This is a genomic window from Pantoea leporis, assembly GCF_028048155.1.
Classification (GTDB): Bacteria; Pseudomonadota; Gammaproteobacteria; order Enterobacterales; family Enterobacteriaceae; genus Pantoea; species Pantoea leporis.
In genome coordinates, this window is record NZ_JALMEU010000001.1 from 1,335,863 (window position 1) to 1,361,235 (window position 25,373).

General features: G+C 54.6%; 26 protein-coding genes and 1 other RNA gene. 12 read left to right on the forward strand and 15 right to left on the reverse strand.

Going from position 1 to position 25,373, the window contains the following annotated elements; all coding sequences use genetic code 11:
• The first annotated feature begins 115 nt into the window (after positions 1 to 115).
• The 4 genes from MWH02_RS06340 (at position 116) to ykgO (ending at position 5,035) form a co-directional block, all read left to right on the forward strand.
• Positions 116 to 1,306: an efflux RND transporter periplasmic adaptor subunit gene (locus tag MWH02_RS06340; RefSeq protein ID WP_101762404.1), complete on the forward strand. Its 1,191-nt coding sequence runs from the start codon at positions 116 to 118 to the stop codon at positions 1,304 to 1,306.
• Positions 1,307 to 1,322: 16 nt separating this feature from the next.
• Positions 1,323 to 4,472 (forward strand): multidrug efflux RND transporter permease subunit AcrB, encoded by a 3,150-nt coding sequence (locus MWH02_RS06345; protein WP_101762405.1) that lies wholly within the window; start codon positions 1,323 to 1,325, stop codon positions 4,470 to 4,472.
• Between the two features lie 149 nt (positions 4,473 to 4,621).
• Entirely contained in the window at positions 4,622 to 4,879 is a 258-nt protein-coding gene (locus MWH02_RS06350) for a type B 50S ribosomal protein L31 (RefSeq protein WP_101762406.1), read from the forward strand.
• Between the two features lie 15 nt (positions 4,880 to 4,894).
• The gene (gene ykgO / locus MWH02_RS06355; RefSeq protein ID WP_137385285.1) at positions 4,895 to 5,035 is read left to right on the forward strand and encodes a type B 50S ribosomal protein L36; all 141 of its coding nucleotides are present in this window, start codon (positions 4,895 to 4,897) and stop codon (positions 5,033 to 5,035) included.
• A gap of 44 nt (positions 5,036 to 5,079) precedes the next feature.
• Here ykgO and MWH02_RS06360 read toward each other — a convergent pair whose 3' ends face one another.
• The 3 genes from MWH02_RS06360 to MWH02_RS06370 are packed head-to-tail and all read right to left on the reverse strand — an operon-like array spanning position 5,080 to position 7,474.
• A complete protein-coding gene (locus tag MWH02_RS06360) occupies positions 5,080 to 5,958 on the reverse strand; it encodes a metal ABC transporter substrate-binding protein (RefSeq protein ID WP_110867733.1) in 879 nt (292 codons plus the stop codon).
• Between the two features lie 23 nt (positions 5,959 to 5,981).
• Positions 5,982 to 6,821, reverse strand: coding sequence for a metal ABC transporter permease (locus MWH02_RS06365; protein ID WP_271460103.1), 840 nt, complete (start codon positions 6,819 to 6,821; stop codon positions 5,982 to 5,984).
• Positions 6,818 to 7,474, reverse strand: a complete 657-nt coding sequence (locus MWH02_RS06370) for a metal ABC transporter ATP-binding protein (RefSeq protein ID WP_101762409.1) — start codon at positions 7,472 to 7,474, stop codon at positions 6,818 to 6,820. The genes MWH02_RS06365 and MWH02_RS06370 overlap by 4 nt, the downstream gene beginning before the upstream one ends.
• Before the next feature lie 340 nt (positions 7,475 to 7,814).
• On the opposite strand from MWH02_RS06370, the gene MWH02_RS06375 reads away from it, so the two are divergent.
• From MWH02_RS06375 to hha, 3 genes are all read left to right on the forward strand, one after another.
• Complete coding sequence (locus tag MWH02_RS06375; RefSeq protein WP_101762410.1) at positions 7,815 to 8,168, forward strand: hypothetical protein; 354 nt, start codon at positions 7,815 to 7,817, stop codon at positions 8,166 to 8,168.
• Positions 8,169 to 8,315: 147 nt separating this feature from the next.
• Entirely contained in the window at positions 8,316 to 8,693 is a 378-nt protein-coding gene (gene tomB, locus MWH02_RS06380; RefSeq protein WP_007886936.1) for an Hha toxicity modulator TomB, read from the forward strand.
• Between the two features lie 24 nt (positions 8,694 to 8,717).
• The gene (hha, locus tag MWH02_RS06385; RefSeq protein WP_007886938.1) at positions 8,718 to 8,936 is read left to right on the forward strand and encodes a hemolysin expression-modulating protein Hha; all 219 of its coding nucleotides are present in this window, start codon (positions 8,718 to 8,720) and stop codon (positions 8,934 to 8,936) included.
• A gap of 129 nt (positions 8,937 to 9,065) precedes the next feature.
• Here hha and ffs read toward each other — a convergent pair.
• Positions 9,066 to 9,162: signal recognition particle sRNA small type (gene ffs, locus MWH02_RS06390), an RNA gene on the reverse strand.
• A 177-nt stretch (positions 9,163 to 9,339) separates the two neighbouring features.
• On the opposite strand from ffs, the gene MWH02_RS06395 reads away from it, so the two are divergent.
• A complete protein-coding gene (locus tag MWH02_RS06395) occupies positions 9,340 to 9,651 on the forward strand; it encodes an MGMT family protein (protein ID WP_271460104.1) in 312 nt (103 codons plus the stop codon).
• A 145-nt stretch (positions 9,652 to 9,796) separates the two neighbouring features.
• Here the strand turns inward: MWH02_RS06395 and MWH02_RS06400 are convergent, their stop codons facing one another.
• Positions 9,797 to 10,354, reverse strand: a complete 558-nt coding sequence (locus tag MWH02_RS06400; protein ID WP_110867736.1) for a YbaY family lipoprotein — start codon at positions 10,352 to 10,354, stop codon at positions 9,797 to 9,799.
• A gap of 205 nt (positions 10,355 to 10,559) precedes the next feature.
• Between MWH02_RS06400 and tesB the strand changes: the two genes are divergently transcribed.
• Positions 10,560 to 11,423: an acyl-CoA thioesterase II gene (gene tesB, locus MWH02_RS06405; protein ID WP_271460105.1), complete on the forward strand. Its 864-nt coding sequence runs from the start codon at positions 10,560 to 10,562 to the stop codon at positions 11,421 to 11,423.
• A 71-nt stretch (positions 11,424 to 11,494) separates the two neighbouring features.
• Here the strand turns inward: tesB and amtB are convergent, their stop codons facing one another.
• The 5 genes from amtB to MWH02_RS06430 all read right to left on the reverse strand — a co-directional run bounded on the left by amtB (position 11,495) and on the right by MWH02_RS06430 (position 17,438).
• Entirely contained in the window at positions 11,495 to 12,784 is a 1,290-nt protein-coding gene (gene amtB, locus MWH02_RS06410; RefSeq protein WP_101762414.1) for an ammonium transporter AmtB, read from the reverse strand.
• Between the two features lie 33 nt (positions 12,785 to 12,817).
• Complete coding sequence (gene glnK, locus MWH02_RS06415) at positions 12,818 to 13,156, reverse strand: P-II family nitrogen regulator (protein WP_007886947.1); 339 nt, start codon at positions 13,154 to 13,156, stop codon at positions 12,818 to 12,820.
• 259 nt (positions 13,157 to 13,415) lie between these two features.
• Positions 13,416 to 15,191, reverse strand: a complete 1,776-nt coding sequence (locus tag MWH02_RS06420) for a SmdB family multidrug efflux ABC transporter permease/ATP-binding protein (RefSeq protein WP_192414041.1) — start codon at positions 15,189 to 15,191, stop codon at positions 13,416 to 13,418.
• The gene (locus MWH02_RS06425) at positions 15,184 to 16,953 is read right to left on the reverse strand and encodes a SmdA family multidrug ABC transporter permease/ATP-binding protein (RefSeq protein WP_137385280.1); all 1,770 of its coding nucleotides are present in this window, start codon (positions 16,951 to 16,953) and stop codon (positions 15,184 to 15,186) included. The genes MWH02_RS06420 and MWH02_RS06425 overlap by 8 nt, the downstream gene beginning before the upstream one ends.
• A 23-nt stretch (positions 16,954 to 16,976) precedes the next feature.
• Positions 16,977 to 17,438 carry an Lrp/AsnC family transcriptional regulator gene (locus MWH02_RS06430; RefSeq protein ID WP_137385279.1) on the reverse strand — a complete coding sequence of 154 codons (462 nt, stop codon included), beginning with the start codon at positions 17,436 to 17,438 and terminating at the stop codon, positions 16,977 to 16,979.
• Between the two features lie 115 nt (positions 17,439 to 17,553).
• On the opposite strand from MWH02_RS06430, the gene MWH02_RS06435 reads away from it, so the two are divergent.
• Positions 17,554 to 18,588, forward strand: coding sequence for a PLP-dependent cysteine synthase family protein (locus tag MWH02_RS06435; protein WP_110867738.1), 1,035 nt, complete (start codon positions 17,554 to 17,556; stop codon positions 18,586 to 18,588).
• Positions 18,589 to 18,622: 34 nt separating this feature from the next.
• On the opposite strand, the gene cof is transcribed toward MWH02_RS06435, so the two are convergent.
• Positions 18,623 to 19,444, reverse strand: coding sequence for an HMP-PP phosphatase (gene cof, locus MWH02_RS06440; protein WP_271460106.1), 822 nt, complete (start codon positions 19,442 to 19,444; stop codon positions 18,623 to 18,625).
• 93 nt (positions 19,445 to 19,537) lie between these two features.
• On the opposite strand from cof, the gene MWH02_RS06445 reads away from it, so the two are divergent.
• The gene (locus MWH02_RS06445; protein WP_271460107.1) at positions 19,538 to 21,253 is read left to right on the forward strand and encodes an SgrR family transcriptional regulator; all 1,716 of its coding nucleotides are present in this window, start codon (positions 19,538 to 19,540) and stop codon (positions 21,251 to 21,253) included.
• 26 nt (positions 21,254 to 21,279) lie between these two features.
• Entirely contained in the window at positions 21,280 to 21,975 is a 696-nt protein-coding gene (gene queC / locus MWH02_RS06450) for a 7-cyano-7-deazaguanine synthase QueC (RefSeq protein ID WP_101762419.1), read from the forward strand.
• A gap of 36 nt (positions 21,976 to 22,011) precedes the next feature.
• Here the strand turns inward: queC and MWH02_RS06455 are convergent, their stop codons facing one another.
• From MWH02_RS06455 to hupB, 4 genes are all read right to left on the reverse strand, one after another.
• Positions 22,012 to 22,419: an acyl-CoA thioesterase gene (locus MWH02_RS06455; RefSeq protein ID WP_101762420.1), complete on the reverse strand. Its 408-nt coding sequence runs from the start codon at positions 22,417 to 22,419 to the stop codon at positions 22,012 to 22,014.
• A gap of 102 nt (positions 22,420 to 22,521) precedes the next feature.
• A complete protein-coding gene (locus MWH02_RS06460; RefSeq protein WP_271460108.1) occupies positions 22,522 to 22,845 on the reverse strand; it encodes a ComEA family DNA-binding protein in 324 nt (107 codons plus the stop codon).
• A 140-nt stretch (positions 22,846 to 22,985) separates the two neighbouring features.
• Positions 22,986 to 24,854 (reverse strand): peptidylprolyl isomerase, encoded by a 1,869-nt coding sequence (gene ppiD, locus MWH02_RS06465; protein WP_110867834.1) that lies wholly within the window; start codon positions 24,852 to 24,854, stop codon positions 22,986 to 22,988.
• Positions 24,855 to 25,091: 237 nt separating this feature from the next.
• Positions 25,092 to 25,364 (reverse strand): nucleoid-associated protein HU-beta, encoded by a 273-nt coding sequence (hupB, locus tag MWH02_RS06470; RefSeq protein ID WP_036648244.1) that lies wholly within the window; start codon positions 25,362 to 25,364, stop codon positions 25,092 to 25,094.
• Between the last annotated feature and the right edge of the window lie 9 nt (positions 25,365 to 25,373).

Sequence of the window (25,373 nt, forward strand, 5' to 3'; positions counted from 1 at the left end):
TTTACATACATTTGTGAATGTATGTACCATAGCATGACCCGTGTTTTAACGCAGCAATGGGTTTATCGGTTTGTGATCCATTGATCATTTGATATCGGACACTAGAGGTTTATTTATGAATAAAAACAGAGGATTAGCGCCTCTGGCGGCCGTCCTGATGCTATCAGGCAGCTTTGTGTTAACAGGATGTGATGATAATAAATCCCAGCAAGCCGCCCAGCAGCAGCCCCCAGAAGTGGGTGTTGTAACGTTAAAAAACGAACCCTTGAAAATTACCACCGAGCTGCCGGGCCGTACCTCGGCTTTCCGCGTTGCGGAAGTTCGCCCTCAGGTGTCAGGAATTATCCTTAAGCGTAATTTTGTTGAAGGTAGTGATGTAAAAGCCGGTCAGTCGCTGTATCAGATTGATCCAGCCACCTATCAGGCGGCCTACGACAGCGCTAAAGCGGATCTCGCCCAGGCTGAAGCCAATGCGCGTGTTGCGCAGTTAACCATTACTCGCTATAAGCCGCTGCTGGGTACTAAGTACATCAGTCAGCAGGACTATGACACCGCCGCAGGCACCGCAGCTCAGACTGCTGCAGCCGCCCAGGCTGCGCGTGCCAACGTCGAAACTGCGCGCATCAATCTGGCGTATACCAAAGTGACGTCACCCATCAGCGGTCGTATTGGTAAATCGTCGGTAACCGAAGGTGCGCTGGTTTCCAACGGGCAAACCACTGCCCTGGCGACCGTGCAACAGCTCGATCCTATGTATGTCGATGTGACCCAATCCAGTGATGATTTCCTGCGTCTGCGCGCAGAGCTGGAATCCGGTCAGCTGAAACAGAACGACGGTAAGGCCAACGTCACCCTGCTGATGCAAAACGGTAACGCATACCCGCAGACAGGCACATTGGAATTCTCTGATGTGAGCGTGGATGAAACCACCGGCTCGATCACGCTGCGCGCCATCTTCCCGAACCCGGACAATCGCCTGCTGCCAGGCATGTTTGTTCGTGCGCGTCTGGATGAGGGCACCAATCCCACCGCACTGCTGGTGCCGCAACAGGGGGTAACACGCACCCCAACCGGTCAGGCAACCGCAATGGTGGTTGGCGCAGATAATAAAGTGGAATCCCGTAACATCACCGCTAATCAGGCATTTGGCGACAAATGGCTGGTGACGGAAGGTCTAAAAGAAGGCGATCGGGTGATCACCACCGGTATCCAGCGTGCCAAACCGGGTGCGCAGGTGACGCCAAAAGAAGTCTCCGATGATGCCAAAGCTGCACCAGAATCACCGTCTGCTAAATCATCGTCATAACAGGAGCCACTGATACATGGCTAAGTTCTTTATTGATCGCCCCATTTTTGCGTGGGTGCTCGCCATCATCATCATGTTGGCCGGTGTGCTATCGATTATCAGCCTGCCGATTGAGCAATATCCCAATGTTGCACCGCCGGCGGTTGAAATCCAGGCCACCTATCCGGGTGCTGATGCGAAAACGCTGCAAGATTCGGTGACGCAGGTCATCGAGCAAAACATGAACGGTATCGATGGACTGATGTATATGTCCTCGAGCAGTGACTCGTCGGGTACATTGACGCTGACGCTGACCTTCCAATCCGGTACTGATGCCGATATCGCGCAGGTTCAGGTGCAGAACAAACTGCAGCTGGCCACGCCGTTACTGCCACAGGAAGTACAGCAACAGGGTATTCAGGTTAAGAAATCCTCTAGCAGCTTCCTGATGGTGGCGGGTTTTGTCAGTGATGACGGCACCATGACGCAGAATGATATTTCTGACTATGTTGCTTCAAACATCAAAGATCCGGTCAGCCGTATGCCGGGTGTCGGTGATACTCAGGTGTTTGGTGCGCAGTATGCGATGCGCATCTGGCTGGACCCACACAAGCTGAACAACTATTCACTGACACCAGTGGATGTGATCAACGCGCTGAAAGTCCAGAACACCCAGATCGCCGCGGGTCAGTTGGGCGGTACGCCACCTGTACCGGGCCAACAGCTGAATGCCTCGATCATTGCGCAAACCCGTCTGACATCGACAGATGAGTTCGGCAATATTCTGCTGAAGGTGAATCAGGATGGTTCGCAGGTACGTCTGCGTGACGTGGCGAAGATTGAACTCGGTGGTGAAAACTACGAGATCATCGCGCGTTATAACGGCAAACCGGCTTCCGGTATCGGTATCAAACTGGCCACTGGCGCTAATGCACTGGACACCGCCGATGCGGTGAAAGCTGAACTGGCGAAACTGGAGCCGTTCTTCCCGGCAGGCATGAAAACGGTTTATCCGTACGACACCACACCGTTCGTGAAAATTTCGATTTTCGAAGTGGTGAAAACGCTGTTCGAAGCAATCGTGCTGGTGTTCCTGGTGATGTATCTGTTCCTGCAAAACTTCCGTGCGACGCTGATTCCAACCATCGCCGTTCCTGTTGTGTTGCTCGGAACCTTTGCGATCATCAGTGCCTTTGGCTACTCGATAAACACCCTGACGATGTTCGGGATGGTGCTCGCCATCGGCCTGCTGGTGGATGACGCCATCGTGGTGGTAGAGAACGTCGAACGTGTAATGGCGGAAGAAGGCTTACCGCCGAAAGAAGCGACCAAACGTTCGATGGAGCAGATTCAGGGCGCATTGGTCGGTATTGCCTTGGTGCTGTCAGCGGTATTTATTCCAATGGCGTTCTTCGGTGGTTCAACCGGCGTCATTTATCGCCAGTTCTCCATCACCATTGTTTCGGCGATGGCGCTGTCGGTGCTGGTGGCGTTGATCCTGACGCCTGCGCTTTGTGCCACCATGCTGAAGCCGGTGGAGAAAGGCGCTCACGGCAAAACTACCGGTTTCTTCGGCTGGTTTAACCGCCTGTTTGATAAGAGCACCAACCACTACGTTGATAGTGTCGGTCATATCATTCGCAGCACCGGCCGTTACCTGCTGATTTATCTGGTGATCGTGGTCGGCATGGCGTACCTGTTCCTGAAACTGCCTACCTCATTCCTGCCGGAAGAGGATCAGGGTTTGTTACTGGCGCAGGCGCAATTGCCAGCCGGTGCTACCCAGGAACGTACCCAGAAAGTATTGGATCAGGTGACGGATTACTTCCTGACCAAAGAGAAAGACAGCGTTAACTCCGTGTTTACCGTTAACGGCTTCGGCTTCGCCGGTCGTGGACAGAACACCGGTATTGCGTTCGTCAGCCTCAAGCCGTGGGATGAGCGTGGCGATGCCAACCTGAAAGTGCCTGCGATTGCCGGTCGTGCCATGCAGGCGCTCGGTCAAATCAAAGATGCGATGGTGTTCCCGTTCAACCTGCCAGCGATTATCGAACTGGGTAACGCCACCGGCTTCGACTTCATGCTGACCGATCAGGGCAACCTGGGTCACGAGAAGCTGACCGCCGCGCGTAACCAGCTGTTTGGCATGATCGCCCAGCATTCGGATACGCTGGTGGGTGTGCGTCCAAACGGCATGGAAGATACGCCGCAGTACAAACTGATCATCGATCAGGAGAAAGCGCAGGCGCTGGGTGTGTCGCTGTCCGACATCAATACCACGCTGGCTTCAGCATGGGGCGGTTCTTACGTCAACGACTTCATCGACCGCGGTCGCGTGAAGAAGGTGTACGTTATGGGCAAGGCCGATTCACGTATGTTGCCGGACGATATCAGTAAATGGTACGTGCGCAACAGCGGCGGCACCATGGTACCGTTCTCCGCCTTCTCTTCGGCGAAGTGGCAGTACGGTTCACCGCGTCTGGAACGTTACAACGGCTTGCCATCGATGGAGATTCTGGGCCAGGCTGCGCCAGGCAAGAGCTCCGGTGATGCCATGAACCTGATGGAAGAGTTGGCAGGAAAACTGCCGGCGGGTATTGGTTACGACTGGACCGGCATGTCCTATCAGGAACGCTTGTCAGGTAACCAGGCTCCGGCGCTGTATGCTATCTCACTGATTGTGGTGTTCCTGTGTCTGGCCGCGCTGTATGAGAGCTGGTCGATTCCGTTCTCGGTCATGTTGGTGGTACCGCTGGGTGTTGTCGGCGCACTGATCTTCACCACGCTGCGCGGCTTAAGTAACGACGTCTACTTTGTGGTGGGCTTGTTGACTACCATAGGATTGTCGGCGAAGAACGCCATCCTGATTGTCGAATTCGCCAAGGATTTGATGGAGAAGGAAGGTAAAGGGTTGGTGGAATCCACGCTGGAAGCATCCCGTATGCGTCTGCGTCCGATTCTGATGACCTCACTCGCCTTTATCCTCGGCGTAATGCCGCTGGCGATCAGCACCGGTGCGGGTTCTGGCGCACAAAATGCGGTAGGTACCGGCGTAATGGGCGGGATGGTAACAGCGACCGCGCTGGCTATCTTCTTCGTTCCGGTGTTCTTCGTGGTGGTACGTCGCCGCTTCAGTAAGAACAAAGGTGACCTGGAACACGGTCATCCGGTTGAGCACAAACACTAAGTTTTACTCTTCCCTAAAAGGCCGCTGATGCGGCCTTTTTTATTGCTGTTCCCCTGCCCCACCAAAATCCCTGCGTTTTTCACGGTTGCAATCAGCCATGTTCGGGCTCATACTATTGTTATAGTATAACATTACATAGCGAGGTTACTATGAAACCGAATATCCATCCTCTTTATCGCCCAGTGGTGTTCCACGACACCTCGGCCAACGAATACTTTAAAGTCGGCTCCACCATCAAAACCGAGCGCACCATTGAGTATGAAGGTGAAGTGCTGCCATATGTCACGCTGGATGTCTCGTCAAAATCCCACGTGTTCTACACCGGCAAGCAGAAAGACTTTGCTAAAGAAGGCAGCACCGCGCGCTTCAACCAGCGTTTCGGCAGCTTCCTGTCGCGCAACAAGTAACGCTGGAGAGAACAGATGCAGGTATTGAGTTCATTGCGCTCTGCAAAGACGCGCCATAAGGATTGCAAAGTCGTGCGTCGTAATGGTCGCATCTATGTGATTTGCAAAACTAACCCGCGCTTTAAGGCGGTTCAGGGAAGAAAGAAAAAAAGGTAGGAAAGTGTCGTGATAGTTGGCCGGGATGCTCCCCGGCCTTTTTTTTACTTCATGCTATGCAGAATAGCGTCAACATTGTGTTTGAACGCGGCGACATAGGTCGCTGCTGGGCCATTCGCTTCCGACAGCGCCTCAGGATAAAGTTCCCCGCCCGGCTGCGCGCCGGTTTCGCTGGCAATCTGTTTTACCAGTCGCGGATCGGTTTGATTCTCCATAAAGTAGGTTTTGATGTGCTCGGCCTTCAGTTGTTGGATGATCGAGGCCACGTCGCTGGCGCTGGCTTCCGCTTCGGTAGAGAAGCCCACCGGCGCCAGGAAACTGACGCCATAGCGTTGGCCAAAGTAGCCAAAGGCATCATGGCTGGTCAGCACTTTACGCTTGCTCTTCGGCACTTCTGCAAAGGCATTTTTCGCCCAGCTATCCAGCTTCTGCAGCTGCTGAATGTAACTTTCACCGCTTTTACGAATATCCGCCGCATCTTCTGGATCGGCTTTGATCAGCGCATTCATCACATTAGTGGCGTAGATCACACCGTTTTGCATGCTGTTCCACGCGTGCGGATCGGTGACGCTTTTACCGTCCTCTTCCATCTTACGCGTGTTGACACCGTTCGATGCCACTACGATGGTGCCTTTATAGCCTGACGCGCTGATCAGGCGATCCATCCAGCCTTCCATGCCCAAACCGCTCACGAATACCACATCCGCCTTCGACAGCGCCTGGCTATCCTGCGGCGTCGGTTCGAAGGTGTGCGGATCGCCATTCGGCCCGACCAGCGATTTCACGTTAACGTGATCGCCACCAACCTGTTTAACGATATCCGCCAGCACGGTAAAGCTCGCCACAACATCAACGCTTTTCGCTAGCGACAGCGGGCTTGCCAGCATGGCGCCAATCGCCAGACTCAGCGGTAACTTTTTCATTCCTATCCCCTTTATTGGTTTGGTTATCGACGGCGCAACAGGCCGCCACATGGTCCTGTCAAAACAGAAAGCAGAAACAGTACCGCAGCACTGAGCACCACCGCCGGTCCAGCCGGCAGCGAGAAATGCCACGAAAGAATCAGGCCGATAAATGCTGAGACGATCGCCAGCAGCATGGCGATGCCGAGCATGAAAGCCAGATGGCGGCTCCAGAAGCGTGCGCTGGTGGCCGGCAACATCATCAATCCCACCGACATCAGCGTGCCCAGCACCTGAAAGCCCGCCACCAGATTGAGCACCACCAGCATCAGAAACAGACCGTGCACCAGCGGTGCGCTCCATTTGCCCTGAGCGCGCAGGAAATCGGGATCGAAGGCATCGATCACCAGCGGACGGAAGATCACCGCCAGCAGCAGCAAGGTCGTAGCCGCAATGCTGCCGACCAGCAGAATCGCCGCGTTATCCACCGCCAGCAGCGATCCAAATAACACGTGCAGCAGATCGACGCTGGAGCCGCGCAGCGACACCAGCGTGACGCCCAGCGCAAGAGAACCGAGGTAGAAACCGGAAAAACTGGCATCCTCTTTAAGATGCGTATAACGGCTAACCGCTCCCGAGAGCAGCGCCACCGCCAACCCGGCAATCAGGCCGCCGATACCCATCGCCACCAGCGATAATCCCGACACCAGATAACCAATCGCCGCGCCGGGTAACACAGCATGCGATAACGCATCGCCGACCAGACTCATGCGGCGCAGGGAAAGGAAAACGCCCAGCGGCGTGGCGCTGATCGCTAATGCAACGCAGGCCACCAGCGCACGGCGCATAAAACCAAATTCGATAAAGGGTTGGAGTAAGGTCACGACGCCACCCTATGCAACGTTGGAGTTTGTGCGGCATCAGCGTCATCGAGCGATAGCACATCCTGAAAATAGCGCGCCACCAGCGGACGATCGTGTAGCACGACTAATAACGTGGTGCCCGCCTGCTGCTGCTGTTCGAGGATCGACATCAGCAAGGTGACGGTTTGGCTATCAATGCCGTTGAAGGGTTCATCCAGCAGCCACAGCTGGCTGCGCTGCAGCATTAAGCGCGCGAACAGCACGCGCTGCAGTTGCCCGCCAGATAACGTCGATGGCTGCGCATCGGCGAACTCACGCATTTGTACCGCATCCAGCGCGGCATCGATTTCCAGGCGCAAGGCGCGATTGATTCCACCAAACCAGCCGCAGCGTGGCCAGCAGCCCATCGCCACCAGTTCATAGGCAGTAAGAGGAAAGCGGGTTTCAAGTTCACTGCGTTGCGGTAACCAGCCCAGGGCTTTGCGTGGGATGTGCAATTCGCAGTTGCCGGAAATTGGCGGTAGTAAGCCGGCAATGGTTTTTAGTAATGTCGATTTGCCGGTGCCGTTAGCGCCAATCAGCGCCGTCATGCTGCCCGTTGCCAGCTCACCGTTAACGACCGGCGTCACCGCACGGCCTTGATAACCGGCTTGTAAGCGGTTGAAATGCATCATTTCTGCATGCCCCAATATAGGGCCAGCGCTAGCAAGGCAATCAGCATCAGTGCAACCAGCAAACGGCCGCCAAGGGAAAGAAGTAAACCGCTGTGATTCATACTCAACAACCAATAATGTTATAACATAACAATTATCATACCCGACTCATCCTCAATTACGCCCAGGCAAAAGTGTTTCAAAAGTTGATCGATCATGAAGATAGCCGCGCTAATTCGCCGTTTCGCCATGATTGTGTTATGAAACCCATCACAACGATTACTCTTTCTGTTTATTAGCGACTTGCAATGTCACTCAATAAGCACAATGATAGAAACATCATTCTTTTACTGGATACAAAATGCCGTCTATTATTCATTGTGATATTGCTGTGGATGAGGACGATTGCGAAAAGTTGGTTAGAATTATCCAGGGGAATATTCTCAAAATAGCCGAGGCATTAGCCGGTGATTTACAGTGGTATTCTCAAAACGCGCAATTAGTTCCCGATAGCTTCCAGATTATTTCTATTCAACCAACCGACAATAATCGATTTAAAATGCTTTACGATTTCAGCTGGAATTTATTTAATCCTTGCCTGGATTTAAATGAAACGTTTACGCGTCGTGAAGAAGTGTTGTTTCAGGTAAAGCCCGGCGCGCTGGTGTTTGACGTGATTGACAATGAGCGCCCCTCTCCCGCCGATGAATTGTAATATTTGGTAATTGAGGTGAGCAAAGCTAATGATTGTGGATTACATTTAAGGAGTCGCTGAATTCAATTTTATTCGATATCGCTTCCTGGTAGCTTTTCTTAATCTCGCCGCGCTGCGGTAACTGTGCTAGCTATGGAGGGGAAAAAGATGGACGAATACTCACCGAAACGGCATGATATTGCCCAGCTTAAATACCTGTGTGAGAACCTGTTCGACGAAAGTATGGCGACATTGACTGACAGCCATCATGGTTGGGTTAATGATCCTACTTCGGAAAGCAATTTACAGCTCAACGATTTGATTGAGCATATCGCTTCTTTCACGATGAATTACAAAATTAAGCACGTTGAAGATGAAGCCCTGATTACGCAAATCGATGAATATCTTGACGATACCTTTATGCTGTTCAGCAGCTATGGAATCAATACTCAGGATCTACAACGGTGGCAGCGTTCAGCAAAACGCTTATTTAATCTGTTTGCCGAAGAGTGCGCTTATCTCCAACAACCTAGCCATTCCTTTTAGCACCAGACTGAGACCGGTTTATTTATGAGCAACCAAGCCTTAACTAAAACAGATTATTTGATGCGACTGCGCCGCTGTCGCTCAATCGATACCCTTGAACGGGTTATCGAAAAAAACAAGTATGAATTACCTGATAATGAACTCGCGGTATTCTATTCGGCAGCCGATCATCGTCTGGCTGAACTGACCATGAATAAGCTTTACGATAAAGTACCGGTTTCTGTCTGGAAGTTCGTCCGCTAAGTTTTTCCCCTAACAGCCGATCTGCACCATCATCGTTTTGATCAAGGATTGAATCACCGGCAAAGGATTGCCAGATTTCTCTGTGCGTAAAATTCTGTGGAGTATGAGGCGGGTACAAATTGGTGGGGGCCCTGCCAGCTACATCCCGGCACACGCGTCGCCTGCTGCGGCTGCTTCCTTCCGGATCTGACCGAGTTCACAAGTTAGCATTGCGGGAGAACCAACAGGGCCCCCATTGACAAGCCCTCATTTCGAGAACGCAGGCATTATCAAGTATGCCCCCGGCAATTGCAAGCGCAGGCCCGACAACCGTTGGTTTCTTGCACAAGCACACAGCAATGCGCTGATGTCTACCCTTCTGCATGCTAAAGTTTGCCCTTTCCAGATGAAAATAGGTGCGCATATGAGCGACCAAAACAATTTCTCTGAGCGCGTCTGGCAGATCATCGCGGCCATTCCCCCGGGAAAAGTCACTACTTACGGGGATGTTGCGCAATTAGCGGGTTCGCCGCGTGCGGCACGCCAGGTGGGTGGCGTATTACGCCGTTTGCCGGAAGGCAGTAAATTACCCTGGTTTCGCGTTATCAATCGCCATGGCCGCATTTCACTGCAGGGTGACGACTTGTTACGTCAGCGCGATGCGCTGGAAGCGGAAGGAATTGAAGTGAGCGATGCTGGGGAGATCGAGTTAGAGAAATATCGGTGGGAAATTTAGCGGTGCGATATGTCGCGCACAGGCCTGCAGCCGTTACGTAAAGGCGCTGTCTCGTCCCTGATCGCTCGGCACACGCCATCCATGGCGTGTGACGCTTTACTCCACGGCAGCGGGCCTGTGCGCTTGGCCTGTGCCGTTTGGTAGATTACAGACTTGTCGGTGCCGGCACCGAAGCAGATGGCGTCACCTGCGTAGGTGAAGTCGAAGGCACTGTTGTTGCTGCTCCCGGCTGGGTTTGCATCGCGACGTTGGTCACTGGCACCAACAGCAGTTCGGCTTTTGTGCCGCCCTGATTAATCACCGGTTTCACCGTATCGGTGATAAACGCCAGCTTGCCATCAATCGAAATCGCCGCACTCAACAGAATGCGCGCGTTCGGCTGGATGTCAGCCGGATTAAACGGCAAGACAAACTGGAACGGCGACTGTTTCCCTTCAGTACGCACCACGCGCTGCGACAGCACTTTTGAAGGCGCGTCGGCCAGCGATGCATCTGATAGCGTAACGGTCAGCACAGAATCCGGCGGCAGCGCAATGCGCTGGCGGATATACACCGAACCACTGACATTAGGCTGCGCAATCGCGGCCTGCTGCCCCGCTACCGCTGAGCCGAGTGTAGGCGTGGCTACCGGCTTGCTGTGGTCCGCACAACCGGTAATCGCCGCAGCCAGGGTCATACCGCTAATAACTTGCCAGAGTTTCATCGATGTCGTCTCCTTATGAACACTATGATTGTCGGCGGTAAATTCATTGCTTAGCTTTTCAGCCGCCGAATGACCTTAATTCTGGCACAAATATCGGCATTGCGCCTAAACCCTCCGCCAGCCCGCTGAAATCGCGGCAAAATCATTGACGGAAACTGGTCGGATCTTTCACACTGACGCGATGAGTCACGCTGAGGAATCCGCTATGAGCCAGGCACTGCACAACCTGCTTAATTTATTAAATCTGGAAAAACTGGAAGAAGGCCTGTTTCGTGGTCAGAGCGAAGATCTGGGCTTGCGCCAGGTGTTTGGTGGCCAGGTAGTCGGCCAGGCGCTGTATGCTGCGAAACAAACGGTGCCGGAAGAGCGCATCATTCACTCCTTCCACAGCTACTTTCTACGTCCGGGCGATAGCCAAAAAGCCATCATTTATGATGTCGAAACGCTGCGTGACGGCAAAAGCTTCAGCGCACGCCGCGTTAGCGCGGTACAGAATGGTCAGCCGATCTTCTACATGACGGCTTCGTTCCAGGCACCTGAAAGCGGCTTCGAGCATCAGAATGAAATGCCGCAGGTGCCGGGCCCGGATAATCTACCATCGGAACAGGATTTGGCGAAAAAGCTGGCCGCGCATCTGCCACTCAAGCTGAAAGAAAAATTCCTCGCCGAGCGTCCGCTGGATATTCGTCCGGTGCAAATTCATAACCCGCTGAAAGGCCACGTCGATGAGCCGCTGCGTCAGGTGTGGATTCGTGCCAACGGCGAGTTACCGGCCGATCGTCGTATCCATCAATACCTGCTGGGCTATGCCTCGGATCTCAACTTCCTGCCGGTGGCGCTGCAGCCGCACGGTAAAGGCTTCCTCGAAGCCGATATGCAGGTTGCAACCATCGATCACTCAATGTGGTTCCATCGTCCGTTCGACTTGTCTGAATGGCTGATGTACAGCGTGGTGAGCACTTCCGCCTCGGGCGCGCGCGGTTTTGTGCGGGGTGAGTTTTATACCCAGGATGGCCGACTGGTGGCGACCACGGTGCAGGAAGGCGTGATGCGTCAACGCGACGCATAAAAAAAGGGGCGATAATATCGCCCCTTCTGTTTTTTATAATTTTAGCGCACTGCTCTTCTTTAGCCCGGCGGTTACTGGTTGTAAGCGTTCTCGCCGTGGCTGTTCACATCCAGACCTTCACGTTCCTGATCTTCCGGAACACGCAGGCCAACAATCATATCCGCCAGTTTGAAGCCGATGAAGGCCACCACCGCAGTCCAGACGATGGTCACACCTACGCTGAACAGCTGAATCCAAACCTGATGGCCCATGGTCACGCCTTCTGCGTAGCCTACGCCGCCCAGTGAAGAGGACGCGAACACGCCGGTCAGGATACAACCAAGGATGCCACACACGCCGTGCACACCGAACACATCACATGGGTCATCAACGCGCAGCCATTTCTTCAGGGTTGTTACGCCCCACAGACCGGCTAAACCACCCGCCAGACCGATAATCAGCGCGCCGCCGACACCCACATAACCACAAGCTGGGGTAATCGCCACCAGACCGGCGATGAAGCCCGAGCAGGCGCCAAGCAGAGAAGGTTTACCGCGTACCGCCCACTCGCCAAACACCCACGACAGCACCGCACCCGCTGTAGCCACCACGGTATTCAGGAACGCCAGCGCAGCGATTTCGTTAGCTGAGGAAGCAGAACCAGCGTTGAAGCCGAACCAGCCCACATACAGAATCGCGGTACCGAGGAACACCATCGGCAGGTTGTGTGGTTTGAAGGCCTCTTTGCCGAAACCAGCACGTTTGCCCACCAGGTAAGCCCCCACCAGGCCTGCAACGGCGGCGTTGATGTGAACCACGGTACCGCCCGCGAAGTCGAGCGCGCCATCTTGCGCCAGCAAGCCACCAGCCCATACCATGTGTGCGATTGGCAGATAAGCCAGCGTCAGCCATACCACCACGAAGATCAATACCGCAGAGAAGCGAATACGTTCAGCCAGCGCACCAACAATCAGGCCGACGGTGATACAGGCGAAGGAAGCCTGGAACGCGATGTGAATGTACTGATAGAAGCTGCCCATCAGCGCTTTCAACTCAATATTTTTCAGCATCGCCCACTGGAAGCTACCGAAGAAGGCGTTGCCTTCACTGAACGCCAGTGAGTAGCCGTAAATTACCCACAGCACGCAAACCAGTGAGAAGGTCACCGCAACCTGCGTCAGCATCGACAGCACGTTCTTGCCGCGAATCAAACCGCCGTAGAACAGCGCAATGCCGGGAATCGACATAAACAGTACCAAGGCGGTACAGATCATCATAAAGGCGTTATCGGCTTTATCCGCTACTGCAGGGGCGGCCGCCATCGCCAGAGAAGGTAACAGCGCAAGGCTGGTGAGGCCCAACTTCGTTATCAGTTTATTCATTTCTTTCCATCCCATCACAATTCAGAGCCCCAGTTACAGTGCTGCTTCGTCGGTCTCGCCGGTACGAATACGAATGACGCGCTGCAGTTCTGCGACGAAAATCTTGCCGTCGCCAATTTTGCCGGTATACGCGGCTTTGCTGATGACATCGACCACTTCATCAAGTTGGTCGTCCGCAATAGCGATATCAATTTTTACTTTTGGCAGGAAGTTAACGCTGTACTCGGCACCGCGATAAAGCTCTGCGTGACCTTTCTGGCGACCAAAACCTTTAACCTCGGTAACGGTCAGTCCCTGAATGCCAATAGAGGATAAGGCTTCACGCACGTCCTCCAGCTTAAATGGTTTGATTACCACGGTAACCAGCTTCATACGTTCCCCTCCGGATAAGAAATTGAGTGAGTCTTCGCGGACACGTAGGGATATAAGCAAAGGCTGTGCCATAAATAAAAAAAGGGGAATGTCAGTAGCATAGGCGCGCTGCATCACGCTTCGTTATGTGAAGCACAGCGCAGATTGCGGAGGAGGAAGAGGAAAGGTGTTGCAATATTGCACTTCTTTGGTGCTTCAAGCCTCAAAGAAGTGCATCAATACAGAACATTCCGATAAAACTGTGCAAAAAAGGTGCAATTCACCCTTCGGCTTGTACGGGGATGCCCGCCGCGAGTTCATCGCCGGCCTGCTGCAGCTGATACATCTGCCAGTAACGGCCCTGCTCGGCCAGCAGCTCAGCATGCGTACCGCGTTCAACCACCTGACCGCGATGCAGCACTAAAATCTGATCGGCTTCGGTAATGGTGGAAAGGCGATGCGCAATCACCACCAACGTGCTGTGCTGGCGTAGTGCACGTAACGCCTGCTGAATCGCCTGTTCCGTGCCGGAATCGATATTGGCCGTGGCTTCGTCGAGGATCAGGATTTGCGGTAATGACACCAGCACGCGCGCCAGCGCCAGCAGCTGTTTCTGCCCAACCGACAGATTATTGCCCTGCTCGCCTAAACGCGTATGGATGCCGTCCGCCATGCTGCGCGCCAGCGGTGCCAGCTGCACCGTCTCCAGCGCCTGCCACACCTGATCTTCCGGGATATCGCGCCCCAAACGCACGTTGGCCAGCAGCGAATCCGCCAGCACCACCGGATCCTGTTGCACCATCGCAACGCTTTGACGTAAAGCGGCGTGCGACAGCTGCGGCAGCGGGCGACCATCCAGTTCGATACTGCCGCGCGTTACCGGGTAATAGCCCATCAGCAGATTCGCCAGCGTGCTTTTCCCGCTGCCGGTGTGCCCCACCAGCGCAACAAAATGACGCGCCGGCACTTCGAGATTGATGTGGCTGAGCACATCGCGATTATCGCGATAGGCAAAGCTCACATCCCGCAGCGAGATGCTGCCGGAGGCCAGCGGCAGACTATCGCTGCCGTAACCTTGCTGCTCCGCATCCATCAGTTCGAAGATACGCTCGCCGGACACCACCGCCTGTTGCAGCATCGACTGCTGCGTGGTGAGTTCAATCAGCGGTTCATTGAGGCGGCCAAGATAGGTAATAAAGGCATACAGCACACCGACTTCAAACACGCCCGGCGTGGCGAAGCTGAACAGCATCAGCAAACCGCACAGAATCATGGCCGAAAACAGACTCAACAACGGGCGCAACAAAAAGCCATCCAGCCGCAGCGTTTCCATACGCGCCAGATAGTGTGAACGGCTGGCTTCGCCCATGCGTTCACCAAAGCGCGCCTGCTGGCGGAACTGCTGGATCACGCTCATGCCGTTGATCACTTCATTGAAGCCGTTGTTGATGTCCGCCAGATAGCTTCGCACGCGACGCGCAATCGGCGTGCTAAAGCGCTGATAAATCATCATCACCGTCAGCACCAGCGGGAAAATCACGATCGCTACCAACGCCATGCGCCAGTCGAGGGAGAACATCGCCACCAGCATCGCGCCAATCAACGCGGCAGCCCGCAACACTGTGGCCACCACGGTGACGTAGAGATCTTTGATCACTTCGGTGTCATTGGTGACGCGCGAGATGATTTGGCCGACCGGCTGCGTATCGAAGGCGCTGAGCGGCTGGCGCAACGCCGCGTTCATCACGTCCACGCGCAATTGCTGCACCACGCCAATCGCCGCGCGGTTAAACAGCAACGCCTGAAAATAGTGCAAACCGGCGGCCAGCAATTGCAGCAGGACAAAGCCCACCAGCAGGCCCGCGACGATGCCCCACGGCATCTGATGTTTCGCCACCAGATTATCGATGAAGTAGCTTACCAGCACCGGTCCGGTCACTTCGGCTGCCGCCGCAATCCACAGCATGCCGACCGCCAGCCACAGCGATTTACGCCACGGTTTGCCATACGCCAGCAGTCGTTTCAGCGTCGGCCATAAACGTTGTGATTTAGCCACGGCTAGCTCCTTCTGCCACTTCATCGTCATCCAGTGCGGCTTCCAGCTGCTGATAACGGTACATATCGCGATACCACCCCTCTTTGCCCGCCAGAGTTTCATGATCGCCACGCTGCGCCACGGCACCCTGCTGCAGCACCAGAATTTCACTCGCTTCAGTGAGCGCCGACAGACGATGCGCGCTGATAATCAAGGTGCGCCCTTTGCCCCACTGACGCAGGTTATGCAGGATGTCATGTTCAGTGCGGCCATCAACCGCCGACAGCGCATCATCCAGAATCAGGATTTCGGCATTCAGCAGCAGCGCGCGTGCAATCGCTATGCGCTGCTTCTGTCCGCCCGATAACATCACGCCGCGTTCGCCCACTTCGGTCTCATAACCTTGTGGCAGGCGCAGAATATCATCGTGCACGCAGGCCATGGTTGCCACGCGCTCCAGCTCTTGCTGCGTCGCATTCGGGCGACCCAGCGCCAGATTGGCGGCAATGGTATCGGAGAACAGGAAAGGCGTCTGGCTGACGACCGCCAGCCGGCTGCGCCAGCTATCGAGCCGCAACTGCGGCAGCGGCGTATTATGGTAGCGAATATCGCCTTGATCGATGTCGAAGTGGCGCTGAATCAAGCTTAGGAGCGTGCTCTTGCCGCAGCCGGTTGGCCCACATAATCCCAGCATTTGGCCCGGTTTTAACTGGAAATTAAGATGGCTCAGCACCGGGCCAGAACTGGCCGGATAGCGGAACTCACGAATGGCAACCTGCAGGATGCCAGGCTCAGGCGGTAACACCTTCTGACCATCTTCAACCGCCGGCGCTTCCGCCAGCAAGGAACGGATACGGCTCCACGCCGCACTGCCGCGCTCAACGATGTTGATCATCCACGCCAGCGCCAGCATCGGCCAAATCATCAGGCCGAGGTACATCACAAAGCTGGTGAGTTGCCCGAGCGTCAAACTGCCGTTCCACACCATCCAGCCGCCACCGGCAATCGCCAGCAGGTTGGAGAAGCCAACGGCGATATAAATGATCGGATCGAAACGCGCATCGACGCGCGCCACATGCAGGTTTTTCTTGCCGGTATCAGCAGCAATGCCGGCAAACTGCTGCGACTGGTGATCTTCGAGGCCAAATGCTTTGATCATACGGATGCTGGTCAGGCTTTCCTGGGTTTGATCGTTCAGGCTTGAAAACGCCGCCTGCGCCACTTTGAAACGTTGATGCAAGCGGGCACCGTCTTTCTGGATGGCGAAAGCCATAATTGGCATCGGGATCAGCGCCAGTAACGTCAGTTGCCAGCTAATTTGGGTGCTCATCACAATCAGCACCACCAATCCCATCACCAGCGAATCCACCAGCGTCAGCACGCCTTCACCGGCGGCAAACACCACGCGATCCACATCATTGGTGGCGCGAGCGATCAGATCGCCAGTGCGATGGCGCAGATAAAATGCCGGATGCTGGCGGCTGAGCTGGCGATAAAAATCTTCACGTAGCTCAACGGCTAATTGATAGGATGCGCCAAACAGCAGCACGCGCCAGACGTAGCGCAGCAGATAGACAATCACCGCCGTCACCAGCATCACGCCGATCCACATAAAGATCTGCCCGGCGCTTAAATTATGCTGGGTGACGCCGTCGACAATTACGCCAACCACGTGCGGTGGCAGCAATTGCAGTAAGGCAATAACGATCAGCAAGCTGACGGCGCCCAGATATCGCCGCCACTCGCGCAGGAAATACCAACTTAACTGGCTGAATAATTGCACAAGCGTGTCTCTTTCTGTGCCCGTTAGGGCGCTACCGGCAAGGCGGTGGTGTATTTAATCTCTTCCATGGCAAAACTGGAGGTCACATCTATCAGTCCCGGCACGCCGTTCACCAGGCGCTTATAAAAGCTGTCGTAACTCTTCATGTCCGCGACCTGAATGCGCAGCAAATAATCGTACTCGCCCGCCATGCGGTAAAACGCCATCACTTCCGGCATTTGCTGCACCACGGCGACAAATTGCTTAAACCACTCGCTGCTGTGCTGCTGAGTTTTGACAAACATAAAAGCGGTAAGTGACAGACCGATTTTTTCGCCGTCCACCAGCGCCACGCGCGCACGAATAATGCCATCATCTTCCAGTTTTTTCAGGCGTTTCCAGCACGGCGTGGTGGTGAGATTCACCGCATCGGCCAACGTCTGCAGCGACAACGTGCAATCCTGCTGCAGCATTGCCAGCAAAGCGCGGTCAGTTTTATCTAACATTTGCCACTCCCGGAGAAAAATTTTCTCTAAGCGCACCATTATACCGCGATTAAAGCAACCTCTTTTTCCTGCCAGTGCCTTACACTGTGCGCAATAATGATTACGGAAATGCCACATGCAAACGCCCTGGGTTCGCCACGCCATCAATGAAATTAACGCCGATTTTCAGCGCTCCGCGGATACGCATCTGATCCGCTTTAAGTTGGATGATTTTCCCGGCATTCACTTCTATCTTAAGGATGAAAGCACCCATCCCAGCGGCAGCTTAAAACATCGTTTGGCGCGTTCCCTTTTTCTCTATGGCCTGGCGAATGGCTGGATCCACGAAAATACGCCGATCATTGAAGCCTCATCCGGCAGTACTGCGGTATCGGAAGCTTACTTCGCGCGTTTGCTCGGTTTGCCCTTTATCGCTGTGATGCCCGCTAGCACCGCGAAACGCAAAATCGAGATGATTGGTTTTTACGGTGGCGAGTGCCATTTCGTCGCCGATCCCTGCCAGCTGTACAGCGAATCCGAGCGTTTAGCGCGTGAACTGAATGGCCACTTTATGGACCAGTTCACCTATGCCGAGCGCGCCACCGACTGGCGCGGCAACAACAACATCGCCGAAAGCATTTTCCGCCAGATGTCACACGAACCCTTCCCGGTGCCGCATACGGTGATCATGAGCGCCGGTACCGGCGGCACCTCAGCAACATTGGGCCGCTATATCCGCTATCAGGGCCATGACACGCGCCTGCTGGTGGTCGATCCGCAGCATTCAGTGTTCTTTGATTACTGGCAGAGCCGCGACAAAACGCTGCGCAGCGAACGCGGCAGCCTGATTGAAGGCATTGGTCGTCCGCGCGTGGAACCGTCGTTTTTACCCGACGTGATTGACGAGATGATGAAAGTGCCGGATGGCGCGACTATCGCCGCAATGCTGCAGCTGGAAAAGGTGCTGGGACGTCGCCCTGGCGCTTCAACCGGCACCAACTTCTGGGGCATGATGCAGGTGGCAAAACGCATGCGGGAAAACGGTGAGCAGGGTTCTCTGGTGACGTTGCTGTGTGACAGCGGTGAGCGCTATCCCGACACCTATTACAATGCGCAGTGGGTAGAGCAGAATATCGGCGACATTGCGCCGTGGGTGCGTGAGCTGCAATAAAAAACCGGACGTCCTGTCCGGTTCACTGTAAGCCTCAGCATTCGGGGGAATAATCGAGGTGTGGTGTGGTCATCCAGTGATTAAGGTAGTGAGACACCGCCTGTGTCTCGCAATGTCCGATAATCGGTAAATGGGGCAACGACGCTTTCAGTTGATGCATGGCGTTGCCCATAATGAAACCGCTGCCAACACGTTCCAGCATTTCGCGATCGTTCATGGCATCGCCAAACGCCATACAATCCGCCAGCGACAGCGAAAGATGCTGGCACAAACGTCCCAACGCCGCGCCTTTATGGCAATCGACCGGCAACACCTCCAGACAATCCCACGCAGAGAAGCAAATGTTGGCCCGCTCGCCCAACGCGGCCTGCAATTCGCTTCTTAACGCCTGCAACATTTCATGTGGCGCAATAAAACAGATTTTCGTGACTTCATGCGCCGACATCTGACGCAAATCGCGCAGCTGATAATGGAAGCCACTCATCGCATGCGCTTCCAGCGCGCCGAGCAGCGGCTTATCGGTAAACCAGCCCTCATCGTTGAAAACATGAATCGAGGCAGGCGTTTGCCAATGCGTATGAATCACCTCTTCCGCCATCGATGGCGACAAATCGCAGCCGTAAAGTTGGTTGCCTTCAAGATCGTGAATTCGCGTACCGTTACCGGTAATCAGCCACGCAGGCAAGGTGATTTGTTCGCGTACTCGCTGCATATCCATGAGATGGCGCCCGGTGGCAAACGCCAACGTGACGCCGCGCTGATGCAACGCGTGCAGGCTTGCCAGCGTTTCATTACCTAACCGGTGCGAAGGCAGCAACAGCGTGCCGTCCATATCAAATGCCGCGAGGCGAGCCATGCGAATTCTCCTGTCTGAGTGAGGCAGCTACTATCGCCTGGTAATTACGGAACTAATAGTGAATACTTTTTAAAAACTGTTCCGGGTTTAACTATGCGTGAACTTCATCGGGTCAATCAATTTCAGCGCCTGTGGCAACTCAGCCACGGCGAAACGCAACGCCTTAGCGTCGCTGCGATGGCGCAACACTGCTTTTGCAGCGAGCGCCATATGCGCACGCTGCTGCGTCAGTGGCAGGATGCCGGCTGGCTGCAGTGGCGCGGTGAATCCGGGCGTGGCAAACAGGGTGAGCTAACTTTCCTGGTGTCGCCGGAACAGCTGCGCCAGCAGTTGTTAACGCAGCAACTCGACGCCGGCGAGGCGGTACAGGCGCTGCAGGTGCTCGATCTGCATCCCGAGCGATTAGTAAAATTGCTGCGACCACTGATGGGCGGTCAGTGGCAGAAGCAATCGCCGGTGCTGCGCATTCCTTACTACCGCGCGATGGAGCCGTTGCGTCCGCTGCAGCTGACCGGACGTGCCGAGCAACATCTGGCGCGCCAGGTTTTCTCCGGGTTAACGCGCTTTCGCGATAACGATGTTGAAGGCGATCTCGCTCACCATTGGCAGCATGATGCCAATGGCCGTGACTGGTATTTCTGGCTGCGCCCACAGCTCAGCTGGCACAACGATGAACCGGTGCAGGCGGCACAGTTGGTTGAGCAGCTGCAACAGATCAGGCATTCGCCACGCGGTTCGCGGCTGCTGGCGGCGATTGAACAGATTGAAGCGCCGCATCCGCTAGCGATACATATTCAACTGCGCGAAAGCGATTATTGGCTGCCGCAGCGGCTGGCGCATCAGTTCTGTCTGTTACCGCATCCTGAATTCACCGATATCGGTAGCGGGCCGTGGAAACTCACGCATTTCACCACTGAGATGGTGCGGCTGGAGAGCCATGCGCGCTGGCATTTGCAGCGCCCGCTGATCCAGCGGATGGAATACTGGATCACACCGCAGCTGTTTGATCGTGATCTCGGCACAAGCTGCAGCCATCCGGTGCAAATCGCCATTGGCGATCCTGACGAACTCGGCTCGCTACGTCCGGTTGATCGCAGTATCAGCTTGGGATTTTGCTATCTGGCGCCACGCATCTCGGCGAACTTCAGTGCCGAACAGGCCCAATCGCTGATTGCCCTGATTCAGCGCAGCGGTGTGATTCAGCAACTGCCGCTGGATGAGGATTTAATCACACCGAGCCATGAGCTGCTGCCTGGCTGGCCGGTACCGCGCGCCGAAAGAGAGACGATTGCACTGCCGCCCACATTAACGCTGCATTACCACTTGCCGGTCGAACTGCATGTGATGGCACAGGCGTTAATTCCACTGCTGGCGCAACACGGCTGCGCCCTCACCTGCATCTTCCATGACGTAAAAAGCTGGCGTGACGATAGCGATCTCAGTGAGGCCGATGTGGTGATGGGCGATCGACTGATTGGCGATGCACCGCTGTTTACGCTGGTGAACTGGCTGGAGAACGATCCGGTGTGGCAGCCGCTGCGCGAACAGGTTCTGCAAACGCCACTGAGCGCGATTGCCCAACAACCTGATGCACTGCAGCGCAGTGAATTGACTCAGCAACTGTTTCAGCAGCTGATGTGCGATGGCCACTTACTGCCGCTGTTTAACTATCGCTATCAGGTTTTTGCGCCGCCCGGCGTGGAGGGCATCCAGCTTAATAGTTTGGGATGGTTTGATTTCACCCGCGCCTGGATTCCGCCGCCAACCACAGCTAGCGCTGTTCAGCCTGCGTCCGAGCCAGTACCATAAGCGCACTGATTTTTGGGGAAGAAAAAATGAAACGAGCCGTTGTGGTATTCAGTGGCGGACAAGACTCCACCACCTGTTTAATTCAGGCGCTGCAACACTATGATGAAGTGCATTGCGTTACTTTTGATTACGGCCAACGCCATCGTGAAGAGATCGAGGTTGCGGCTGAGCTGTCGCACAAGCTGGGCGCGCGCGCACACAAAGTGCTGGACGTTACGCTGCTCAACGAGTTAGCCGTCAGCAGCCTGACGCGCGACAACATTCCGGTGCCGACCTATGATCCCAATGCCAGCGGTTTGCCGAGTACCTTTGTACCGGGCCGTAATATCCTGTTCCTGACACTGGCATCGATTTATGCCTATCAGGTCGAAGCCGAAGCGGTGATCACCGGCGTGTGCGAAACCGATTTCTCCGGCTACCCGGATTGCCGTGATGAGTTTGTTAAAGCACTGAATAACGCCGTCAGCCTCGGCATGGCGCGCAATATTCGTTTTGAGACGCCGCTGATGTGGCTGAATAAAGCGGAAACCTGGGCGCTGGCCGATTACTGGCAGCAACTGCCGCTGGTACGCGCTGAAACGCTTACCTGCTACAACGGCGTAAAAGGTGATGGCTGTGGCGAATGCGCGGCCTGTCATTTACGCGCCCGTGGCCTGGCAGATTATCAGGCGAACGCGCCGGCGGTGATGGCAGCGATGAAACAAAAAAGCGGCCTCAACTGATTCAGGCGCAGGGTAAACTGGCGTCATCGGCGCCAGTTATTCATTTTCCACCATCAATGACATCAGACGCTCGCGCAACTCCCCTTCCATCGGCACCGCTTTTTGCGTGCGCAAATCGATACAGACAAAGGTCAGCGCGGCATCGGCCACCACCGAATTATCACTGGCCAGCAAGACACGCTGCGCAATGATGCCACTTTTACCGCTGAGCTGTGACACTTCACTTTCAATATTCAATACGTCGCCCAATACCGCCGGACGACGATAGTTAATGTTGATATTCACCACCACAAACGCCAGTTGCTGCTCCATCAGCCAATGAAACGCATCGACATCCTCCAGCCACTGCCAGCGCGCCTCTTCCAGAAATTCCAGATAGCGCGCGTTATTCACGTGCTGATAAACATCCAGATGATAACCGCGCACTTTAATTGTGGTTTGCATTGTTGCTCCTTGTTCAGGCTGAGAATGACAACTGGTAAGACCTGTTGAGCATAGCACAGCCTGAATCCGGGCTTTTTCAATCCTTCAAAGTCGCGAGACGCTTCACAGTTTAAGCCGGGCGCTGTTGCGCTCAATCAGGGCGCTACCAATGCCCGGCACCTCCTTGAGCTGTTCAATGGCGGTAAAGGGCCCGTATTGTTCGCGATAACTGACAATCGCCTGCGCCTTCTTCAGCCCGATACCGTTCATACCCGCCGCCAGTTGTTCGGCGGTGGCTGAATTGATGCTAACCTGGCCTTCCTGTGGCGTGGAGACTTGCGTCGCCTGCGTTTCACTGGGACTTTCGGCAGCCGCCAGTCCGGTGGTATAAACTGCGCCGCTCAGCGCCAGCGTAATGCATAGGGCTTGAAACGTTGATTTAACCATGCTGTGTTTCTCCTTGTGTTTGACAGCAACAGCAGGGTGTCACAGCTCAATTCAACGCTCAAAAGGGCAATTATAGAAATGGAAAAGGCCGCATAAGCGGCCTTTCGGGTATTGCAGTGATTTAATTTTTTTTGTGAGGCTTACTGGTTTTGTGCTGCGGCGCCGTACTTAATCTTCGCCTCTTTACGCAGGTTTTCCAGCAGCGCTTCAAAGGCGATTTGCGCGTTATTCTGCGTTACGCCTTTTACCATCTCATCGATCTGCGCCTGCGGCATGTTGCCCGCGCTGACTTTATCCAGCGCGATCAGCACCACATTGCCCTGCATATCTTCGCTCACGCCCCACGACGGTTTATTGTCGGCAGGTTGTGGCAGATTGAAGGCCGACTGAGCAACAGGATCCTGCGCGTTGCGATCGAACGATTTGCTGGCGCTGAGCGTCAGGCCTGCAGCCTTCAGTGCATCCGCTTTACCGGCTTTCAAATCGGCCAGCAGCTTATCTGCTTGTGCTTTCGCCTGCTGCGTCGCTTTATCATGCTTCAGCGAGTCTACGATCTGTGCTTTTACCTGATCCAGCGGCTTCACCGCTTCCGGTTTGTGCTCGCTGATACGCAGAACAAAAGCACGATCGCCATCCACAGAGATGATGTCGGAGTTGTTACCCGGCGCACCATTCTGGCCTACCAGACCACCGTTGAAGATCGCCTGTTTAACCTGATCGAAATTCAACTCGTCTGGCAGGTTATCGCGGGTGATCCAATTGGTTTCTACCACTTTCAAGCCGGAAGCCTGCGCGGCGCCCGCCAACGATTCGTTGTCGTTGCTGGCTGCTTCGCTGACTTTCTGCTGAATTTTGTAGAAGGCATCAACCGCTTTCTCTTGTTTTACTTTATCGGCAACGATGTCATGAACATCGGCCAACGGCTTAACCTGCTCCGGCTGGATATCATCCAGACGCACCACCAGGAAGCCAACCGACGATTTGATAGCGCCGGAAAGCTGGCCTTTCTGCGTCAGATTGGCGTTTTTCAGCTCGTCTGGCGTAGTGCTCGGCTCCAGCCAACCCATGTCACCCCCTTTACGGGCTGAGATTGGGTCGATGGATTTGCTTTTTGCCAGCGCGGCGAAATCTTCGCCTTTCTTCAGCGCGTCAACCACGGCGTTAGCGTCAGCTTCCGTCCTGGTCTGGATTACGCTGTAGCGATTACGCTGTGGCTGTGAATAATCCGCTTTATGTTGATCGTACCAGCTCTGAATGTCCGCTTCGCTGGCCGTTTCCTGCATGCTAGCGGCATCCATTTTGATGTAGCTCACGCGGAACTGTTCAGGCGCCATGAAGCTATTCTGATGCTGCTGGTAATATTGGCTGACTTCGTCGTCGCTAACCGTCTGCTTAGCCGCCAGCGCGTTGACATCAATCACCGCCTGACGCACTTCACGCTGCTGAGACACCAGATCCACCAGCTTGCTGGTTTCGCCTTTTAGCATGAAATCGGTGTTAGCAATTGCGTTAATCAGCTGCTGCGTCGCCAGCTGCTTGCGCAGCGCTTCGGCATACTGGTCGGCAGTGAAGCCCATGCTGGTGATCAGGCCGCTGTATTTGGCGTTGTCGAATTTACCGTTGGTCTGGAAAGCTTTCTGATTGAAGATCGCCTGTTTCACCTGATCATCGCTGATGCCGATGTGCAGATCTTTGATGTACTGATCAAGTAACGCCTGATCGATCAACTGCGACAGCGCCTGCTGGCGCATCTGCTGCATGTAGCCTTCGTTGCTGGCTAACTGCGAGAACTGATCGCCCAGCATCTGCTGCTGACGATTGCGCTCGTTGTTATAACCCTGCTCCAGCTCTGCACGGCTGATCTCGTGGCCGTTAACTTTGGCAGCATAATCACCGCCGCCACCGATCAGGTAGTTGCCCACCCCGGTGAGTACGAAAGACAGGATGATCAATCCCAGAATAATCTTGAGCACGACATGATTCGACGCCGCGCGTAAATTGTCCATCATGGTATGACAACACTCCGCTGTAGTGTGAATGTAAAGCTCTAACACGATGTCATCATCGTGCAACTGCTGTTCAGGCTGGCAGTTGGCAACCATGCGGAGACAACAACCAAAGGCTATCGCCGCGCATCAAGAATAAAAAAGGCACATCAAAAATGATGTGCCCGTATGTTACATGAGAACGGCTTTTGCGTCCTCAATCCACGGAAGAAAATGCTTCAATGGATGTATCAGCGGTCATTAATTGACGGAATCTTTCAGTGCTTTACCAGCACGGAAGCCCGGAACTTTACCAGCCGGAATGGTGAGCTCTTTACCCGTTTGTGGGTTACGGCCTGTACGAGCTGCACGCTCACGTACAGAGAAAGTACCGAAACCAACCAGTGCCACTTCATCACCGCCCTTCAGAGCTTCGGTAACGGAGTCCATGAATGCATCTAAAACACGTCCCGCTGCCGCTTTAGAAATGTCAGCATCTGCAGCAATTTTGTCGATCAACTGTGACTTATTCACTCTCTTCAT